Consider the following 15,143-nt stretch of genomic DNA (forward strand, 5'->3'; position numbering starts at 1 on the left):
ATAGAGTTCTAAGTTTAACGGAAGGGGGATAATAATTATGGTAGACATAAGGGATAAGGATAAGATAAAATTTGCAGAAAAAAGAAAGAAAACTACATGCCCAAATGGACTTCTAAAATCACAGGAAGAGAAGGATACTGAGTTAGTCCTAAGACTTCTTCGGGGATACTATCAAATCTATAATAGCTAAGGTGTAAATAAGGTTATGCTACATAATAGAGGGCTATAAGAAGATTATATTTAATTAAAGAAAAAATTAGGATGGGAGAAAATTTATGGGAGAACTATTCGCAATTGATTATACAGTTATTTATATGAAACATTTTGATACAGATAGGCATATGGACCCGCATTTTCATGTCAAAATTTTAAACACAGACCAAAAGGCATCAATTTCTATTTTAAGCAAAACAATTATAGCAGGGAATATTGACAAATATACTCTAAAACTAATACAAACATGGATTATGATTCATCAGGAAGAGCTAATTGCAAACTGGAACAGGGCTGTAATTGGAAAAGAAATATATAGTATAAATCCAAAATTCAGATTGTAAAGCGAGGAATAAAAATGAGAAAATTAAAAATTGTTAGTGTTGAATCTGCTGTAGCAGAAGAAAATTATATGTTATTGATTTATTTTACAGATGGAGAGGTCAAAAGATTTGACATGAAACCTTATTTAAAATATGGATTATTTAAAGAATTGAAAAGTAAAGAGAAATTTGACAAGGTATTCGTGGATGCAATGGATGAAATTGTATGGCAAAATGGGTCAGGAATTGGTGCAGATACCCTTTATATTAAAGGAGAAAAGGACGATACTATCAAATCCATTATTAGGACTAATGGGTAGCAAAGTTGAAAGGAGAAAATAAGAATATGGACGAAAACAGCATTTATGATGTTTGGAACTATAACAAAGAGAACAGCGATAACTTACAAAAGCAGATTTCAAAAGTTATGGAAATTGTTAACGATAATTTTACGGATATAATCACAAGTTCTTTCAAAAAAGGGTTTGATGAAGGTGAAAAGTATGGGAGAGGTGATGAAAACCTTACATTGAAGGCGAAAATATGTAGCAAATTTTTCTCCAATACTAATCTTACAAATGAAGAAATATATAGCGTATTAGGATTTGGAGAAGAAAAGTGGAAAGGCTATATTTCAGAATTCAGGAGTAATTTTGAGGAAGGTAAAAGAGAGGGCCTAAAAGGACAAGATAAGGAATGGTAACAATGTAGAAAAGATTAAAATATTTTGTGTGAGTATTATAGGAGGTTGTATACGTAATAAAGTAAATAGGAGATTTGTATGGATAAAAAACAATTAAAAGTATTGGTTAAAAATTTGTGTAATATAGGATTAATTATGAGTAATATTGGATTGTTTGTGTGTTGCATATTAGTTTTTATAGGTATTTTAAATAAAGATGTATATATGGTAATATTCATATTGCAAATGTTTGTTTTCTTCATGTTTGGAGTGCATTTTAGTAGTTATTTTAAAGATTATTTAGATTAATATTGATTTAAGGGGTGAAGATATAATGGATAAATTTACCAAGCAGATTGAAGATTTAATTAGTGAAGAAGTAGGGAGGAGAGCGGAAAAAATAGTTATGGAAAGGCTTAATTGTGTAGCCAAGAGTTTGGCCACTTGCCTAAGCATTAATGATATAGCATGGGCTATCGACTTATCTGTTGTGGAAGTGAGAGGTTTTTTGCAAGAAACTGTAGATATAAAAAATAATATATTAAAACTTTGTGGCGAAGCTGATAATATGGAGACAATAGAGAGCTTTTTCAATTTAGATAAATTAAAAATAAAAATGGAAACTACAAAGAATATAGAATAACGTAAAAACTCTGGATTTCCAGAGTTTTTTTATACCAATAAACTTTTAAATTAAGAAATAAGGTTTATATGCAGTTAAAGATAAGATTATTTGTAAAATTGAGCTTATTTGGAATAAATGGTATAATAATTAGAAGATTTGGAATTGATGTTATAAATTGAATAAAACAATTTGTCTTTTTAATGGGAGGGATAAACATGCCAGATAATGTTGATGAAAAAGTATTCGGTGAAAAACTTAATGGTGTAAATTACATTGATAGAACTGGTGTATATGGCATAGTGATTAATTATGACGGTAAAATTGCTACGATAAAAACACTATCAGGGTACTTTTTACCTGGCGGTGGAATTGAGAGTGGAGAAACTAATGAGGAATGTCTTGAAAGAGAATTTATCGAAGAGACAGGATATAGAATTAAAATAGGTAGATATATTGGGAAGGCCTCCTTGTACCATACATCAAAAACGAATAAATACTTACATGGTATAGGATATTTTTATTTTGTGAATTTGGAAAGTAAGACAAGCAATAAGATTGAAGAAGACCATCAGCTACTATGGATAGAACCAGAAGAGTGTATTAAGGGCTTATTTTTAGAACATCAAGCTTGGTCGGTTTCAGAGGCTTTAAAGTTTAAAGGTTAGTTCAACTTAGTATAATTAGACAAATAAAGATTATTTCTATTTTATTTGGGAGGTATGGTATGGACAAGCGTTTTACATTTAATGATGATGTTAAGAATTATGATGAATGGAGACCAACATATTGTAAAGAATTATTCAATGATATTATTAAATATTCCGAACTTAATCAAAATAAAAAAGCAGTAGAAGTTGGAATCGGTACTGGTCAAGCAACTATGCCCTTTCTGATGACAGGATGTGATGTAACAGCAATTGAACTTGGAAAAGACCTTGCAGAATACTCGAAAGAAAAATTTAAAGGATATAAAAATTTTAATGTATATAATACGTCATTTGAGGATTTTGAGTGTACTAATAATAGTATTGATATTCTTTACTCTGCAACAGCATTTCATTGGATTCCAGAAGATATAGGTTATCCAAAGGCATTAGAGGTATTAAAGGATGATGGAACATTAGCATTATTTTGGAATAAACCATTTGTAAAACGAGAGGATGATTTATTGCACCAAAAAATTCAAAGTATATACCAAAAATATAGACCTTCAAATACTAAATTCATAGAAAAGGATACAGCAAGATATAATAAAACATCAAAAACTATTCAATCATATGGTTATAGAGACTTAGAAGTAAAGTTATATCACCAAACACGTGTGTTTAACTCTTCAGGTTATATTTCTCTATTAAATACATATTCAGACCATAGAAGTATGGTAGCGTCTACAAAGCAATTATTATATAGTGAAATTGAAAATGCTATTCTTGAAAATGCTAATGTTTTAACTGTATATGACACGATAGAATTATATTTGGCAAGAAAATAATTTTTTTTATATGACCATTATTTACAATCTATTAATTCGCAATCTTCGTAAACTATTCATCAATCGTAGAACAACTATTGATGGATAGTTGTAATTGCAATAGAGTTTTTATAGACTGGGGGGAAGAAATATACTATGAAATTTATTTATTGTCCTATATGTGGCGAAAAACTTACTGAAAAAATCGTTGGTGATGAAGGGTTAGTAAAATATTGTGTCACCTGCAAGTTGTGTTGAAGTATTGGTTATAAATGAACATAATCAGATATTATTACTGAAACAAAATTATATATCTAAAACACATTGGGGAGTAGTTTCTGGATATGTTAAAAATGGGGATACGTTAGAAGAAACAGTAATAATAGAGGTAATGGAAGAAACAGGCCAACATGTTGAAAAAATGCAATATGTAGAAAGCTATTATTTTAAACCGAATCAATTAATCATGGCGGGGTTTATTGCTTTCGTTAAGACCAAGCCTTTCACTGATTCTAATGAAGTCGATGACATTATGTGGTGCGAGATTGAGGACGTTAATCAATATATTGCAAGAGTAGATAATATGTCTGGTATTCACTTTGATAATTCAATGAGATTGCTAAATCTATAAAATTTATCTAAATGAGTATTCATTCAATTAAAGTTAGTTTGAAATATTCATATTAGTTAAAAATTATGCAGTAGTAGGGGGAATATTTTATGAATTTATTAAATGGGTATAATTTGAATTTAAGTACACAATTAAAAGTATTAGAAGATATTATCCAATCAAACAAAACTTTAAACGAAGTGATAGAGAGAGCAAACTCATTGGGCATTGAAAACTATTACATAGGTGCTGGGTGTATTGCACAAACGGTTTGGAATTACCTATCTAACAATCCTTTAAACTATGGTATTAGCGATATTGACTTTGTTTATTTTGATGATAGTAACTTAGAAGTTGCAGAAGAAGAGAAAGTTATTAGAGCAGTAAATGCACTTTATTCCGACCAAAAGATTAAAATTGATGTCAAAAATCAAGCAAGAGTACATTTATGGTATGAGGAACGTTTTGGTAATCCCATGGAACCGTATGTATCTCTTGAATATGCTATTAACACATGGCCAACAACAGCCACAGCAGTGGGTGTTAGGAGAGAGGAGAATGGTGATTTTAAGGTTTATGCACCATTTGGTTTGAATGACCTATTTGGGAAAATAGTACGAGCAAATAAAACGAAAATAACTGAGGATATATATAATATAAAAGTGGTAAAGTGGCTTTCCAAATGGTCAGATTTAAAAATAATTTCATGGAGTGAGTAACATTTGTAGTAGTTCATATCTTTCTTTTATAGCGTCCTTTTATTTTAGAATTATTAGTTATTCATAATTGTAGTTATTCAAGAGAAAGCAAACACAACTTTGAGTTAGAGGACAATTTTAATTAGGTACGAGCTTATTCTAATATTAGTAAACTGTTGGAGGCAATTTATGATTATTGAAAACAAGAGAATAGAAAGTAAAAATCTAACATGGATACTTCGTTGTCCTATAAAATTTGACGCAATTGAATTATCTAAATTACGAATTAAAATTGATGGAGAAACAGAAAATCTTGATAGGGAATCTGGTGAAGGTTTACTAACACCAGAAGATTTTGAGAAACTTATTTATGAAGATTCAATAGCAAATAAAAATATATTTTTAGTTGCAGAAGTAGAAGGTAAGATTGTTGGATTTACTCGTTGTGAAGGAAGTAAACTCAGTAGATTTATACATAAAGCTGAGTTTGGAATATGTATATTAAAGGAATACTGGGGGTATGGAATAGGTAAAGTATTGATAGAAAATACCTTGATATGGGCAGATAATGTGGGAATTGAAAAAATTTCATTAACTGTAGTAGAAATAAATACAAAAGCAATTCAATTATATAAAAGATATGGATTTGTACAAGAAGGATTATTAATAAAGGACCGTATTCATAAAGATGGAAAGTATTATAATTCAGTTATAATGGGAAGATTATTAGATAATTAGATATTAAAATGTTTAAGATGTAGGGAGGTATGGTATGGCTGAAAAATGGATTGCAGTGATTGGTAGTCCTCGAAGGGGAAAGAATACAGATTTGATGGTAGACTATGTAATAGAAGGATTAAATGAAAAAAACATAAGTGTGGATAAATTTTTTCTGAGCTGTAGTAATATCTCAACTTGTACAGGCTGTGAGCAGTGTATAAATACAGGAATTTGCAGTATTCAAGATGATGTAACTGAAATTATAGAGAATATGAAAAAGGCAGACGGATACGTTTTTGCTTCTCCAGCATACAATTACAATATTACTGCACAGATGAAATCCTTATTAGATAGGACATTCTGTTTAAATGATTATAGAGATGGATGGAAAAGTCGTCTTTCACCAGGGAAAAAAGCAATTACTGTAGGTATTTGTTCAGGTAAAACTAAAGAAGCTATAGGATATACAGTAGAAGGTATAAGTAAGCCTCTTTTGGAATTAGGCGTGAAAATCGTTGATGTAATTGAGTATTATGATACAAAGCATATACCTGTTAGTAATAATGATGATATAAGAGAAAAGACAATTCAAAGAATAATAAATCATGTAGAATTTCAGGGGGATTTATAGAGAGAATATATATAAGAAAAGTATGAAATGTGTACTTACGTTTAGATTAAGGGAGGGAAAAGATATGGAAATATTAATAACAAATAGATTGATATTAAGAGAATGGGAAGAAAATGATAGCACAGATTTATATGAGTATGCTAAAAGTGATTTAGTAGGCCCAAATGCTGGTTGGCCACCACATAAGAGTGAGGAAGAAAGCAAAGAAATAATAAGAATGTTCATTGAAAATAATGAAACATATGCTATAGTTTTAAAATCAGAAAACAAAGTTATTGGTGGTATAGGACTTCATAATAGAAAACCTGATGACAGCCTTTCTCATTTAAAACAAAAGGAAGTAGGATATGTTCTTAACCCTAAATATTGGGGAAATGAATTTGTTCCCGAGGCTGTAAATCGTTTGATTGAGTATGGATTTAATGAATTAAATTTGGACTTAATTTGGTGTGGACATTTTGATTTTAATTCTAATTCTAAAAGAGTGATTGAAAAATGTGGATTTAAATATAGGTTTCAAAAAACTGAGAGATTAAAACTTTTAGATAACAAAGAAGTTATCACCTTATTTTATAATATGTTCAAATCCGAAAATATAAATTATCTAACATAATGAATAATTTTCATATAAATTCCACTAAGTCAATTGTATTTTAAGTCGAAGTAAAGGTTATTTATATTTGGTGAGGTGAGGAAGCGTAAAGTGTATGGTTAAGAATTGTGTTGGTATCTAAATTTACATAAGAATATTATAACATTTATTAGAAATTAATATTACAATTTTTGTATAATGCAATTATAGGGGGTGTTTCTTTGAAAAAAAGTATTTTAATTTTAATTCTATTATTTGTTATTGTTTTGAATGGGTGTTCTTCTAAAGTTGATACTACTCTTGACTTGACACAAAAGAACAAGGTTTTACAAGAACAACTTAAAGTAGTGAATGACAAAATTGCTAAAGATGAATTAGCCTATGATGTTAGAAATAAAACTGATTTAGTATTTCACCAGTTTGGGGCTTTAATGGTAAAAGGAGATTTAGAGAGCGTAAAACCATTAGTTACCTCAAGTATGATTAAAAAAGGCACATTAACAATGCTCAAAGAAGAACTTACATTTGAAGGAGCATACAAGAATAATGGATTTAGACAAAGATGGTATGAATTAGTTGATGGATATTCAATGCGTACTGGCTATGAATATTTAAATGTTAAGTATGGCGATTCAATGAAGGTGCTTACAATAAACTTTAAATTAGAGAATGGCACTTGGAAAATAGATAGCATAGCATTTGACGCATGATGTCTGATTTAGATAAAGATTTTATAATTTGGTTAATGAAAACTCAATAGGTTCTTACTAAATATAAATTAAGGGAAGTTAAAAATAATTTACCTTAAAAGTTATCATATTATCAACTATTGATGAAAATGAAGATTAAATTATAGAAATTGAAGTAAATTTAAGCAAATAGTTATAAACAATCTCCTTAGATTGTGTCATAAGGGTAGCTAATGGAGAAATAATAACGTATGAAATAAAGGGGGATATTTGTGGGTACAGAGTTATTAAATTATATTTTAAAAGAAATAGAATTAAAAAATGGTCAGAAATTAATATTAAGAAAACCAATAATAGAAGACGCTAAAAGGATGATTGAATATCTTAATATTGTTGGTGGAGAAAGTGAAAATTTATTATTTAGTAAAGATGAATTCCGTCTTACTGTTGAGCAGGAAATAGAACATATTAAAAGCATAAGCACTGGTGCTAATACACTTATGGTTTTAGGAATTATAAATAATAAAATTGTTAGTATTGCTCAGATTAGCAGTCCTAATAGGAAAAGAATAGCACATAATAGCGATGTTTCTATTTCGGTTAAAAAAGAGTATTGGAAAAATGGCATTGGTAGTGCTGTAATGGAAGAATTAATAAGATTTGCAAAGGAGAATGATACAATAAGGAATATAAGTCTTGGGGTTAAGGCAAGTAACAAAAATGCAATTATGATGTATCAGAAATGTGGATTTGAAAAAATCGGGGTACATAAGAATTATTTCAATATAAATGGCAATTTTGATGACGAAATACTAATGGATTTACTAATTTAATATGGGTAATGATACACAATGCTTTTAAAAGTTTGTTAATCATAAATCTATGCTATGTGAGCATTAGTATTTAATTGTAACGATGTGGAGAAGTAAAATGGAACCAGATGGAAAAATACATATTATAGAAGATAAGGTATGAATAATATAGCTACCCCACTCACACTTGTAGATTTATATGTCTTAGTAGAAATGAATAACTATTATATATTGACGGGAGACCGTAGTTAATGGATATAAATATTATAAAAGCAGAAAACAAGCACTTGATTGACTGCGAAGTAGCTTTACTGAAATCTGAATTAGGAAGAGTATATTTTGCAGAAGAAGATAAAGCAATTAAATCTTTATGTGAAGGGATTTCTAAAGGAGAAATTTTTATTGCTATAAATAAAGAAGGTATATGTTTAGGGTTTATTTGGTTTATTCTTAATGGTGCTTTCCACAGCTTTCCGTATTTACATATTATAGCTGTAAAAGAGGAGTTTCGTAATCTTGGAATAGGGAAGAAGCTATTAAAATACTTTGAAGAAATAACTTCTAAAACCTATTCAAAGCTATTTTTTGTTGTTGCAGAATTTAATCCCGAAGCTAAGCAATTGTATCAAAATATTGGTTATATAGAAGTTGCAATTATTCCCAATTTGTATAAAAGTGGAGTAAATAAGTGCTTAATGATGAAAGAGATGTAATTATTTTTTGGAAAAGACATTTATGTGCTGTTAGGGGGTTATGTTAATGGAAGATTATAATGTTGTAAAAACTGATTTTAATGAAATTGCTGAACTTGGAGAATTAAAATGGAATCATAACAACTGCTATTTTAAATACCTCTTGAAATTTGTGCCAAATAATGTTGGGACATGCCTTGATATTGGTTGTGGTAAGGGTGAACTTTCAAATATGCTATTACAAAAATCAAATAATGTTATTGCAGTTGACCTTTCAGATAAGATGATTGAAAGGGCAAAAATTTTACATGCAAATAAAAATATCAAATATATTTGTGGAAACATTCTAAATATGAAATTTGAAAATAACAGTATTGATGTAATTATCACAACAGCGACAGCACATCATTTACCTTATGAATGGCTATTGTGTTTTGCAAAAGATAAACTTAAAAAGGGTGGTAAACTTATTATATTAGACCTTGTACGAGCGGAGTCATTTAGTGATTATATTATATGGGGTAGTGCTTTTTTCCCTAATATTGTAATGAATTTAGTAAAGAACCATAGGATACAAAAAGATGATTCTCATTCAAGAGAAGTTTGGGAAAGACATGGTAAACATGATACCTATATGACAATGAGGGAGATAAGGTCTTTAGTTAAAAAACATATACCAACAGCAAAAATTAAACGCAAACTCTTTTGGAGATACTCATTGATATGGCAAAGATAACTTATTAAGATTAACTAAAACGAAATATTATGATATTCGTAGATTATATTTAACTTTATGATAAATATGTATTACATAGAAATAAAATACTTTTTTAGTTATGGAGGAGAAACATGAGTAAATCAATAAATATAGTGTTAAGGGAATTAGAGATTAAAGACTTAGAGGATTATTTGATTTTGAATCATCCTTCACGTGAATTCCATAAGTTTAATGGTCCCTATTATGGTAAAGATAGTGAAGAGGAATTAAAAAAATATGTGGAAGACTTAAAATTACTATTACTAAAAGGGGAAAGAAATGTACTCAAAAATAAGAAGATAATAGCAAACAAGGATACTGACGAGATAATTGGTTCAGTGAATTGGTATTGGAAATCGCAAGAAACTCTTTGGATGGAAATTGGAATTGTTATTTTTAATGAGGATTATTGGGGACAGGGAATAGGTTATAAAGCTTTAAGAATGTGGATTGATAAAATTTTTGTACAGAACCCAAAACTTATAAGGATTGGATTAACAACTTGGTCTGGAAATGAAAGAATGATGAAACTGGCTGAAAGAATAGGGTTAAAAAAAGAAGCTGTCTATAGAAAAGCAAGAATTGTTGATAATGAATATTACGATTCTGTGAGTTATGGAATATTGAAAGAAGAATGGGAAGTGCTATCAAATACAAAATGATAATTTTGCTTACGGAATTTATTCGTTCTGATTTAATATTCTTAGAGCAATTACAAAATAATTTGAAGCAATGAACAGTTGTAGATTAATGTACATCAGTAAAATATTGAAAATTAGTATGAATACAGTCTAATTATTATTTCGGAATTTTATTAAATTGAATCGTAACAAAATATGGAGTAAGGGTTATATATAGTATGATAATAAGAGGTGTTAGGAATGACTATTAAAGATATTGCTCCTTGGGAGTTATTACAAAAGAAAATGACATGGGAACAACTAAAATTTATACATAATAAAAGAGTTTTGGATTTTGGAAGTGGAAATGGTATGACAGCTAACCATTTTGCTATAGATAATGAGGTTATAGCAATTGAGCCAGATGTAAAGATGTTACAAGAAAGATTCATAGAAAATGATTATACACAAATAAAAGGAGACATGAAGGAACTTAAGAATTTTGAAGATGAATCATTTGATGTGATATTGTGTCATAATGTTTTTGAATATGCAGATGAAAGAGAAGAAATTATTAAAGAATTTTCAAGGATACTAAAAAGTAAGGGCTATCTTTCTGTTTTAAAGCATAATAAGGCTGGAAGAGTTATGCAGATGGTAGTGTTATTGAATAATTTTGAACATGCCAATGGATTATTAGAAGGTGAGAATGGACATGCACAACAGTTTGGTACTATTAATTACTATAAAGATACAGAAATATTAGAATGGTCAGATAAATTTAAAATAGAAAGAATTTTGGGTATGAGGACGTTTTGGGATTTACAGCAAAATCAGGAAATCCAAAAGGATAAGACATGGCAAGAGCAAATGTTGGGAATTGAATTGAGGGTAAGTGAAGTGGAAGAGTATAAAGCCATAGCACACTTTCATCATATAATTTTACAAAAAAAGTAATGGAAATTATGAGCAAAATCTTTAGTAAAGATTTTCCTTAAATAGTTCATAAATTGCAAAAATACGATATAAGTTGGGGGGAGATATTATGGCTGAACTGCGTTATCCGATTATAGAAGATAGTGAATCCTTCTTTAGAATACTTACAGAGGGGAAATTTGAATTTTATTATGCAACAATTCCTGAAAGTATAGAGTCAGAGAAAGAATGGATTAAGAGACGTGAATATAAAAGGGCAAATAATTTAGAATATAACTATTCAATAATATATAACAATAATGTAGTAGGTGGTTGCGAGATAAGAATATTTAAGGATAACCCACATATTGGGGAGTTAGGTTATTTTATAGATAGAAATTTTTCTAATAAAGGGATTGCTTCGGAGGTCGTGAAAAAGTTAGAGAAAATTGCATTTGATGAACTTGGATTAATGAGACTTGAAATTCATATGGACCCGCAAAATAGGGCAAGTGAAAAAGTTGCTATAAAAAATAACTTTGAAAAAGAAGGGTTATTAAAAAAGGCTATTAAGTTTCAAGATAGCTATTATGATAATCTGATGTATGCAAAAATTAAGTAAAATTTTAAGAGAGATTTTTAATAAGCAAAAATAAACTATTTAATTGAGAGGTAAAAACTATGATAGAAAAATTAGTAGATATAGGCACGAAAAAGTTAGAAGTTAGTATTCATGGTAATGGAATGCCCATAGTTGTTATTGAGACTGGAATGGGGTGTTCATGGTATGATTGGTGCGAAGTTATTTCTGAAATTAGTAAAAGAACAACGGTTTTAACATATAATAGGTCAGGATATGGGGAAAGTACACTTGGAAAAGAAGAACGCTCTACTAAGCAAATTGCTGAAGAGTTGAATAAATTACTTGAACTGGAAGGTATAATTTCTCCAATAATTTTGGTTGGACACTCATTTGGAGGGTTGTGTGTGCAACACTTTGCGAATTTATTTCCAGAAAAAGTTTTGGGTATGGTTTTAATTGATTCAAATTCTGTAGATGAATATAAAATGGACGAGCTTAGATATAAACTTGCAAGTTTTGAAAAGACATTCCCAAAAGATAAAATAATAGAGAATTGGAAAGAATTATCGCTAAAGAGCAAAGTACAACTAAAGAAACTGATTTTTCCGAAACTTTTGCCAGAACAGATGGCATTTACAGAAGATATACAGAAATGTATTTTAGAGTTTCAAATTAATCCAAATATGTACTCAGTTATGGCTTCAGAACTTTTATTAATGTCACAGAGCGGACATGAAATAAAAAATTGTTTTAAGCAATTAGATGTTCCACTAAAAGTATTGGGGAGAGATAAAATGTTAGGAGTTAAGTGGAATATTGATATGGGAATCCCAGAAAATGAGGCTATTGAGTTTGAAACCTTATGGCATAGTTTAGTGAAAGAAGAAGCAAAAAACTCTAAAAATGGAGCGTTTTTGGAGGTCAAAGATTCTAAGCATTCAATTTATCGTACTAATCCAAAAATTGTTATTAAATCAATAATCAATGTTATGGAGGAAATTGAATGAAAGTTCACAATTAGGTAGCGAATACCTTCAATTACTTCACATTCTTATTTTAAAACCTACTAAATCAATTGTGAGTTAATGGGCAATTGCAATTTATGGTTAATGAATTAATGTTTAAACATATTTGGGGGAATAATTAAATGTTATACAAAGAAGATATAATTAAAATACTTAAAGCTATAGACTTGCCTTTAAGTGAATATTGGATAACCTCTGGTGCAGGATTAGTAATTCATGGAGTTAAAGAAAGTACAAACGATATTGATTTAGGGTGTACAACTAATCTAATTGAACATTTTTTAAAAAAAGGTTGTAAGTATAGAATAGTGGAAGATAATTCAAGAATTATGGAGATAACAGATACTATAGAAATTCTTGAAAATTGGTTTGTTGATAAAATAGAGTTCATTGATGGATTACCCATAGGTAGTTTAGAAAGCATTAAAAAACAAAAGGCAGAATTAGGAAGAAAAAAGGATATTAGTGATATTAGAATTATAGATGAATATATAAAAAACAGAAAGTAGTATATATTATCTTATCTTATATCGTGGACAATCTAATACTAAAGGTGTATTAGTTAGAATAAAATTAGTTTTTTCAATTTATAATGGAGGAGGGGTTTCTTTTGGAAAGAAGATTAAGTCTTTTATTTGGTATAATTGGAGGGTTATTTCTTGTGTTTTTAAAAAATCTATCTATGGAACTTGGGACTATTATGGGATATGTTACGGACTTTTTGTTTACTATATTAGCACTTATAGGTATTATATTTATTATTTATTTTAGTTTCCTATTAATTATTGATACTTTGAAAACAATACATAAGAAATAAAGATAGATTGAAGGATATGCAAGTTATACTTTTTTTAATTTACTTAACAATTAGATATATTTGCGTATTCTTGCAAAGCAACTGGCAGTTGCCACATTTGTCATCACTGATTGGTAGAAGTGGTGGTATTTTTTATGTATCATTAAAATAGAGGTGATAGAAATGAAATTCCAAGATAAATTGCAAATATTAAGAAAAGAAAATGGAATGTCTCAGGAAAAGTTAGCAGAAAAAATCGGAATATCAAGACAAGCTGTTGCAAAGTGGGAAGTAGGTCATTCATATCCTGACTTTGATAAAATAATCATTCTGAGTGATTTATTTAGAATAAGTATTGATAAACTTATTAAGGATTATGACGATGAAAATTGCTCATATGAATTTACAAAACAATTGGATTATATAAATGAAAAAGAAATAGATTTCTTGTGTCGTGCTAAAAAATCTACTTATGCTGGTAAAGGAGCAGAAATTATTTCTTCCAGGCCAAATTCACATGATTTACAATATGAAGAAAATAATTTGAAGTATATTGACACCTACGTAGGCGGAGAAAAATTTATTGGAGAAGAGGCGGTGTGGCTGGATAATATCCCGTTTTGGGCAATGAATTATATCGGACGTATTATTGCTGAGGGCTTTTCAGGAGATTTTCTTAAAGAATGTTTATTATTAGTACCAGAAGAGTATCCATATAGGGGGCCATTGGTATACCAAAAGGGTGATTATAAGTACCATTGCATAGTAAATGGGGAATTTGAGTGGGTTAGTGGATATGAAGAAATATTCTATAATGATGTTAAAGTGTATGAATGTATTTTCCATGGTGGTAGTATTAAATAATATCAAATTATGAATATGGCAATGCTTTTGTAAGTCGTAAGGTAGAAGAGCTTAGGCTCTTCTTTGTATATTAGATTCAATAACATTTGATTTTACAAAATACTATAATCTATTTTAACAATTTCTGACATTACTTCTAAAATCAATTTAGTTCGTATTTTTCTATAATACTCAAAGACCTCTTCTTGACCGTTAAGCTGTTTTGTATCCGTTCTAAACAATGTATATTATAATTAACCCTTTCAGCTACCATCTCTATAGCGATTTTAACTAATTCTTATTTTGTATTATAAACGTTTCCATTATTGCCATAGTAATTTTCATATTCAAAATAATAACCACATTTAAATTATAAAAATATAACCCCTCAGCTTAGTTATTTAGATAAACAAGTAAGCAAGGGGTTATATCATTTACACTTGGCATAGTTTGTATGTTTTGAGAAATTGGAGTTCCTTTTGAACATACATTTATTCACACACACTCATAATGGAAAAGGTTTTGTACAGGGAGGCAGTCTGGTTTACTTTAAGTTTTATATATTTATTATACCATGCAATATATGAACTTTAATCAAGACAATAGTCACAAACACATTGATATGAACATTATTGGCAATAAAGAGATTTCTATGCTTTTGAAGGTACGAAAAATTAGAATTTGAAATAGCTGTAGGTATTATAATAATTTTACTTTATATAAGATGATAAGTCTGTTTACTATGAACAACTGCAACATAATTAGATGTAGAGTAAATAATTATCATATATCGAATTAATATATATATTAGAAATAAGTATTAATATTCCTTTTTTACATTATTAA

25 protein-coding genes are annotated in these 15,143 nt (G+C 29.0%); 24 read left to right on the forward strand and 1 reads right to left on the reverse strand.

Features of this window, described 5'->3' with window-relative positions:
* The first annotated feature begins 37 nt into the window (after positions 1 to 37).
* From G9F71_RS00815 to G9F71_RS00930, 24 genes are all read left to right on the forward strand, one after another.
* Positions 38 to 190, forward strand: a complete 153-nt coding sequence (locus G9F71_RS00815) for a hypothetical protein (protein ID WP_164951664.1) — start codon at positions 38 to 40, stop codon at positions 188 to 190.
* 85 nt (positions 191 to 275) lie between these two features.
* A complete protein-coding gene (locus G9F71_RS00820) occupies positions 276 to 557 on the forward strand; it encodes a DUF4160 domain-containing protein (RefSeq protein WP_164951665.1) in 282 nt (93 codons plus the stop codon).
* A 14-nt stretch (positions 558 to 571) separates the two neighbouring features.
* Positions 572 to 856 carry a DUF2442 domain-containing protein gene (locus G9F71_RS00825; RefSeq protein ID WP_164951666.1) on the forward strand — a complete coding sequence of 95 codons (285 nt, stop codon included), beginning with the start codon at positions 572 to 574 and terminating at the stop codon, positions 854 to 856.
* A 26-nt stretch (positions 857 to 882) separates the two neighbouring features.
* Complete coding sequence (locus G9F71_RS00830; RefSeq protein WP_164951667.1) at positions 883 to 1,239, forward strand: hypothetical protein; 357 nt, start codon at positions 883 to 885, stop codon at positions 1,237 to 1,239.
* A gap of 78 nt (positions 1,240 to 1,317) precedes the next feature.
* Positions 1,318 to 1,527, forward strand: a complete 210-nt coding sequence (locus G9F71_RS00835; protein ID WP_164951668.1) for a hypothetical protein — start codon at positions 1,318 to 1,320, stop codon at positions 1,525 to 1,527.
* Positions 1,528 to 1,552: 25 nt separating this feature from the next.
* Positions 1,553 to 1,861, forward strand: a complete 309-nt coding sequence (locus tag G9F71_RS00840; protein ID WP_164951669.1) for a hypothetical protein — start codon at positions 1,553 to 1,555, stop codon at positions 1,859 to 1,861.
* 197 nt (positions 1,862 to 2,058) lie between these two features.
* Complete coding sequence (locus G9F71_RS00845) at positions 2,059 to 2,508, forward strand: NUDIX hydrolase (protein WP_164951670.1); 450 nt, start codon at positions 2,059 to 2,061, stop codon at positions 2,506 to 2,508.
* A 59-nt stretch (positions 2,509 to 2,567) separates the two neighbouring features.
* Positions 2,568 to 3,335, forward strand: coding sequence for a class I SAM-dependent methyltransferase (locus G9F71_RS00850; protein ID WP_164951671.1), 768 nt, complete (start codon positions 2,568 to 2,570; stop codon positions 3,333 to 3,335).
* Between the two features lie 214 nt (positions 3,336 to 3,549).
* Complete coding sequence (locus G9F71_RS00855) at positions 3,550 to 3,945, forward strand: NUDIX domain-containing protein (RefSeq protein WP_224626138.1); 396 nt, start codon at positions 3,550 to 3,552, stop codon at positions 3,943 to 3,945.
* 89 nt (positions 3,946 to 4,034) lie between these two features.
* A complete protein-coding gene (locus G9F71_RS00860; RefSeq protein WP_164951672.1) occupies positions 4,035 to 4,643 on the forward strand; it encodes a nucleotidyltransferase family protein in 609 nt (202 codons plus the stop codon).
* A 168-nt stretch (positions 4,644 to 4,811) separates the two neighbouring features.
* Positions 4,812 to 5,360, forward strand: coding sequence for a GNAT family N-acetyltransferase (locus tag G9F71_RS00865; protein WP_164951673.1), 549 nt, complete (start codon positions 4,812 to 4,814; stop codon positions 5,358 to 5,360).
* 34 nt (positions 5,361 to 5,394) lie between these two features.
* Complete coding sequence (locus G9F71_RS00870; RefSeq protein ID WP_164951674.1) at positions 5,395 to 5,973, forward strand: flavodoxin family protein; 579 nt, start codon at positions 5,395 to 5,397, stop codon at positions 5,971 to 5,973.
* Positions 5,974 to 6,037: 64 nt separating this feature from the next.
* A complete protein-coding gene (locus G9F71_RS00875) occupies positions 6,038 to 6,586 on the forward strand; it encodes a GNAT family N-acetyltransferase (protein ID WP_164951675.1) in 549 nt (182 codons plus the stop codon).
* Between the two features lie 200 nt (positions 6,587 to 6,786).
* Positions 6,787 to 7,275: a hypothetical protein gene (locus G9F71_RS00880; RefSeq protein ID WP_164951676.1), complete on the forward strand. Its 489-nt coding sequence runs from the start codon at positions 6,787 to 6,789 to the stop codon at positions 7,273 to 7,275.
* Positions 7,276 to 7,526: 251 nt separating this feature from the next.
* Positions 7,527 to 8,087: a GNAT family N-acetyltransferase gene (locus G9F71_RS00885; RefSeq protein ID WP_164951677.1), complete on the forward strand. Its 561-nt coding sequence runs from the start codon at positions 7,527 to 7,529 to the stop codon at positions 8,085 to 8,087.
* A 230-nt stretch (positions 8,088 to 8,317) separates the two neighbouring features.
* The gene (locus G9F71_RS00890) at positions 8,318 to 8,779 is read left to right on the forward strand and encodes a GNAT family N-acetyltransferase (protein ID WP_164951678.1); all 462 of its coding nucleotides are present in this window, start codon (positions 8,318 to 8,320) and stop codon (positions 8,777 to 8,779) included.
* A gap of 46 nt (positions 8,780 to 8,825) precedes the next feature.
* The gene (locus tag G9F71_RS00895; protein ID WP_164951679.1) at positions 8,826 to 9,494 is read left to right on the forward strand and encodes a class I SAM-dependent methyltransferase; all 669 of its coding nucleotides are present in this window, start codon (positions 8,826 to 8,828) and stop codon (positions 9,492 to 9,494) included.
* Between the two features lie 113 nt (positions 9,495 to 9,607).
* Positions 9,608 to 10,177 (forward strand): GNAT family N-acetyltransferase, encoded by a 570-nt coding sequence (locus G9F71_RS00900; RefSeq protein WP_164951680.1) that lies wholly within the window; start codon positions 9,608 to 9,610, stop codon positions 10,175 to 10,177.
* 219 nt (positions 10,178 to 10,396) lie between these two features.
* A complete protein-coding gene (locus G9F71_RS00905) occupies positions 10,397 to 11,092 on the forward strand; it encodes a class I SAM-dependent methyltransferase (RefSeq protein ID WP_164951681.1) in 696 nt (231 codons plus the stop codon).
* An 88-nt stretch (positions 11,093 to 11,180) separates the two neighbouring features.
* Positions 11,181 to 11,672, forward strand: a complete 492-nt coding sequence (locus G9F71_RS00910) for a GNAT family N-acetyltransferase (protein WP_164951682.1) — start codon at positions 11,181 to 11,183, stop codon at positions 11,670 to 11,672.
* A 59-nt stretch (positions 11,673 to 11,731) separates the two neighbouring features.
* On the forward strand, positions 11,732 to 12,640 hold the full coding sequence (locus tag G9F71_RS00915; protein WP_164951683.1) for an alpha/beta fold hydrolase: 909 nt from the start codon (positions 11,732 to 11,734) through the stop codon (positions 12,638 to 12,640).
* Between the two features lie 140 nt (positions 12,641 to 12,780).
* Positions 12,781 to 13,167: a hypothetical protein gene (locus G9F71_RS00920; protein ID WP_164951684.1), complete on the forward strand. Its 387-nt coding sequence runs from the start codon at positions 12,781 to 12,783 to the stop codon at positions 13,165 to 13,167.
* A gap of 101 nt (positions 13,168 to 13,268) precedes the next feature.
* The gene (locus G9F71_RS00925) at positions 13,269 to 13,475 is read left to right on the forward strand and encodes a hypothetical protein (protein ID WP_164951685.1); all 207 of its coding nucleotides are present in this window, start codon (positions 13,269 to 13,271) and stop codon (positions 13,473 to 13,475) included.
* Between the two features lie 162 nt (positions 13,476 to 13,637).
* Positions 13,638 to 14,318 (forward strand): DUF5680 domain-containing protein, encoded by a 681-nt coding sequence (locus G9F71_RS00930; protein ID WP_164951686.1) that lies wholly within the window; start codon positions 13,638 to 13,640, stop codon positions 14,316 to 14,318.
* A gap of 92 nt (positions 14,319 to 14,410) precedes the next feature.
* Here the strand turns inward: G9F71_RS00930 and G9F71_RS27110 are convergent, their stop codons facing one another.
* Positions 14,411 to 14,539: a hypothetical protein gene (locus G9F71_RS27110; RefSeq protein WP_263488074.1), complete on the reverse strand. Its 129-nt coding sequence runs from the start codon at positions 14,537 to 14,539 to the stop codon at positions 14,411 to 14,413.
* Between the last annotated feature and the right edge of the window lie 604 nt (positions 14,540 to 15,143).

It is taken from the genome of Clostridium sp. FP2, from assembly GCF_011065955.2.
Classification (GTDB): domain Bacteria; phylum Bacillota; class Clostridia; order Clostridiales; family Clostridiaceae; genus Clostridium_AD; species Clostridium_AD tagluense.

What these genes read in the sequence shown, in the direction of transcription:
- G9F71_RS00815 (WP_164951664.1), top strand. Translation starts at nt 38, where the DNA reads ATGGTAGACATAAGGGATAAGGATAAGATAAAATTTGCAGAAAAAAGA.
- G9F71_RS00820 (WP_164951665.1), top strand. Translation starts at nt 276, where the DNA reads ATGGGAGAACTATTCGCAATTGATTATACAGTTATTTATATGAAACAT.
- G9F71_RS00825 (WP_164951666.1), top strand. Translation starts at nt 572, where the DNA reads ATGAGAAAATTAAAAATTGTTAGTGTTGAATCTGCTGTAGCAGAAGAA.
- G9F71_RS00830 (WP_164951667.1), top strand. Translation starts at nt 883, where the DNA reads ATGGACGAAAACAGCATTTATGATGTTTGGAACTATAACAAAGAGAAC.
- G9F71_RS00835 (WP_164951668.1), top strand. Translation starts at nt 1,318, where the DNA reads ATGGATAAAAAACAATTAAAAGTATTGGTTAAAAATTTGTGTAATATA.
- G9F71_RS00840 (WP_164951669.1), top strand. Translation starts at nt 1,553, where the DNA reads ATGGATAAATTTACCAAGCAGATTGAAGATTTAATTAGTGAAGAAGTA.
- G9F71_RS00845 (WP_164951670.1), top strand. Translation starts at nt 2,059, where the DNA reads ATGCCAGATAATGTTGATGAAAAAGTATTCGGTGAAAAACTTAATGGT.
- G9F71_RS00850 (WP_164951671.1), top strand. Translation starts at nt 2,568, where the DNA reads ATGGACAAGCGTTTTACATTTAATGATGATGTTAAGAATTATGATGAA.
- G9F71_RS00860 (WP_164951672.1), top strand. Translation starts at nt 4,035, where the DNA reads ATGAATTTATTAAATGGGTATAATTTGAATTTAAGTACACAATTAAAA.
- G9F71_RS00865 (WP_164951673.1), top strand. Translation starts at nt 4,812, where the DNA reads ATGATTATTGAAAACAAGAGAATAGAAAGTAAAAATCTAACATGGATA.
- G9F71_RS00870 (WP_164951674.1), top strand. Translation starts at nt 5,395, where the DNA reads ATGGCTGAAAAATGGATTGCAGTGATTGGTAGTCCTCGAAGGGGAAAG.
- G9F71_RS00875 (WP_164951675.1), top strand. Translation starts at nt 6,038, where the DNA reads ATGGAAATATTAATAACAAATAGATTGATATTAAGAGAATGGGAAGAA.
- G9F71_RS00890 (WP_164951678.1), top strand. Translation starts at nt 8,318, where the DNA reads ATGGATATAAATATTATAAAAGCAGAAAACAAGCACTTGATTGACTGC.
- G9F71_RS00895 (WP_164951679.1), top strand. Translation starts at nt 8,826, where the DNA reads ATGGAAGATTATAATGTTGTAAAAACTGATTTTAATGAAATTGCTGAA.
- G9F71_RS00900 (WP_164951680.1), top strand. Translation starts at nt 9,608, where the DNA reads ATGAGTAAATCAATAAATATAGTGTTAAGGGAATTAGAGATTAAAGAC.
- G9F71_RS00905 (WP_164951681.1), top strand. Translation starts at nt 10,397, where the DNA reads ATGACTATTAAAGATATTGCTCCTTGGGAGTTATTACAAAAGAAAATG.
- G9F71_RS00910 (WP_164951682.1), top strand. Translation starts at nt 11,181, where the DNA reads ATGGCTGAACTGCGTTATCCGATTATAGAAGATAGTGAATCCTTCTTT.
- G9F71_RS00915 (WP_164951683.1), top strand. Translation starts at nt 11,732, where the DNA reads ATGATAGAAAAATTAGTAGATATAGGCACGAAAAAGTTAGAAGTTAGT.
- G9F71_RS00920 (WP_164951684.1), top strand. Translation starts at nt 12,781, where the DNA reads ATGTTATACAAAGAAGATATAATTAAAATACTTAAAGCTATAGACTTG.
- G9F71_RS00930 (WP_164951686.1), top strand. Translation starts at nt 13,638, where the DNA reads ATGAAATTCCAAGATAAATTGCAAATATTAAGAAAAGAAAATGGAATG.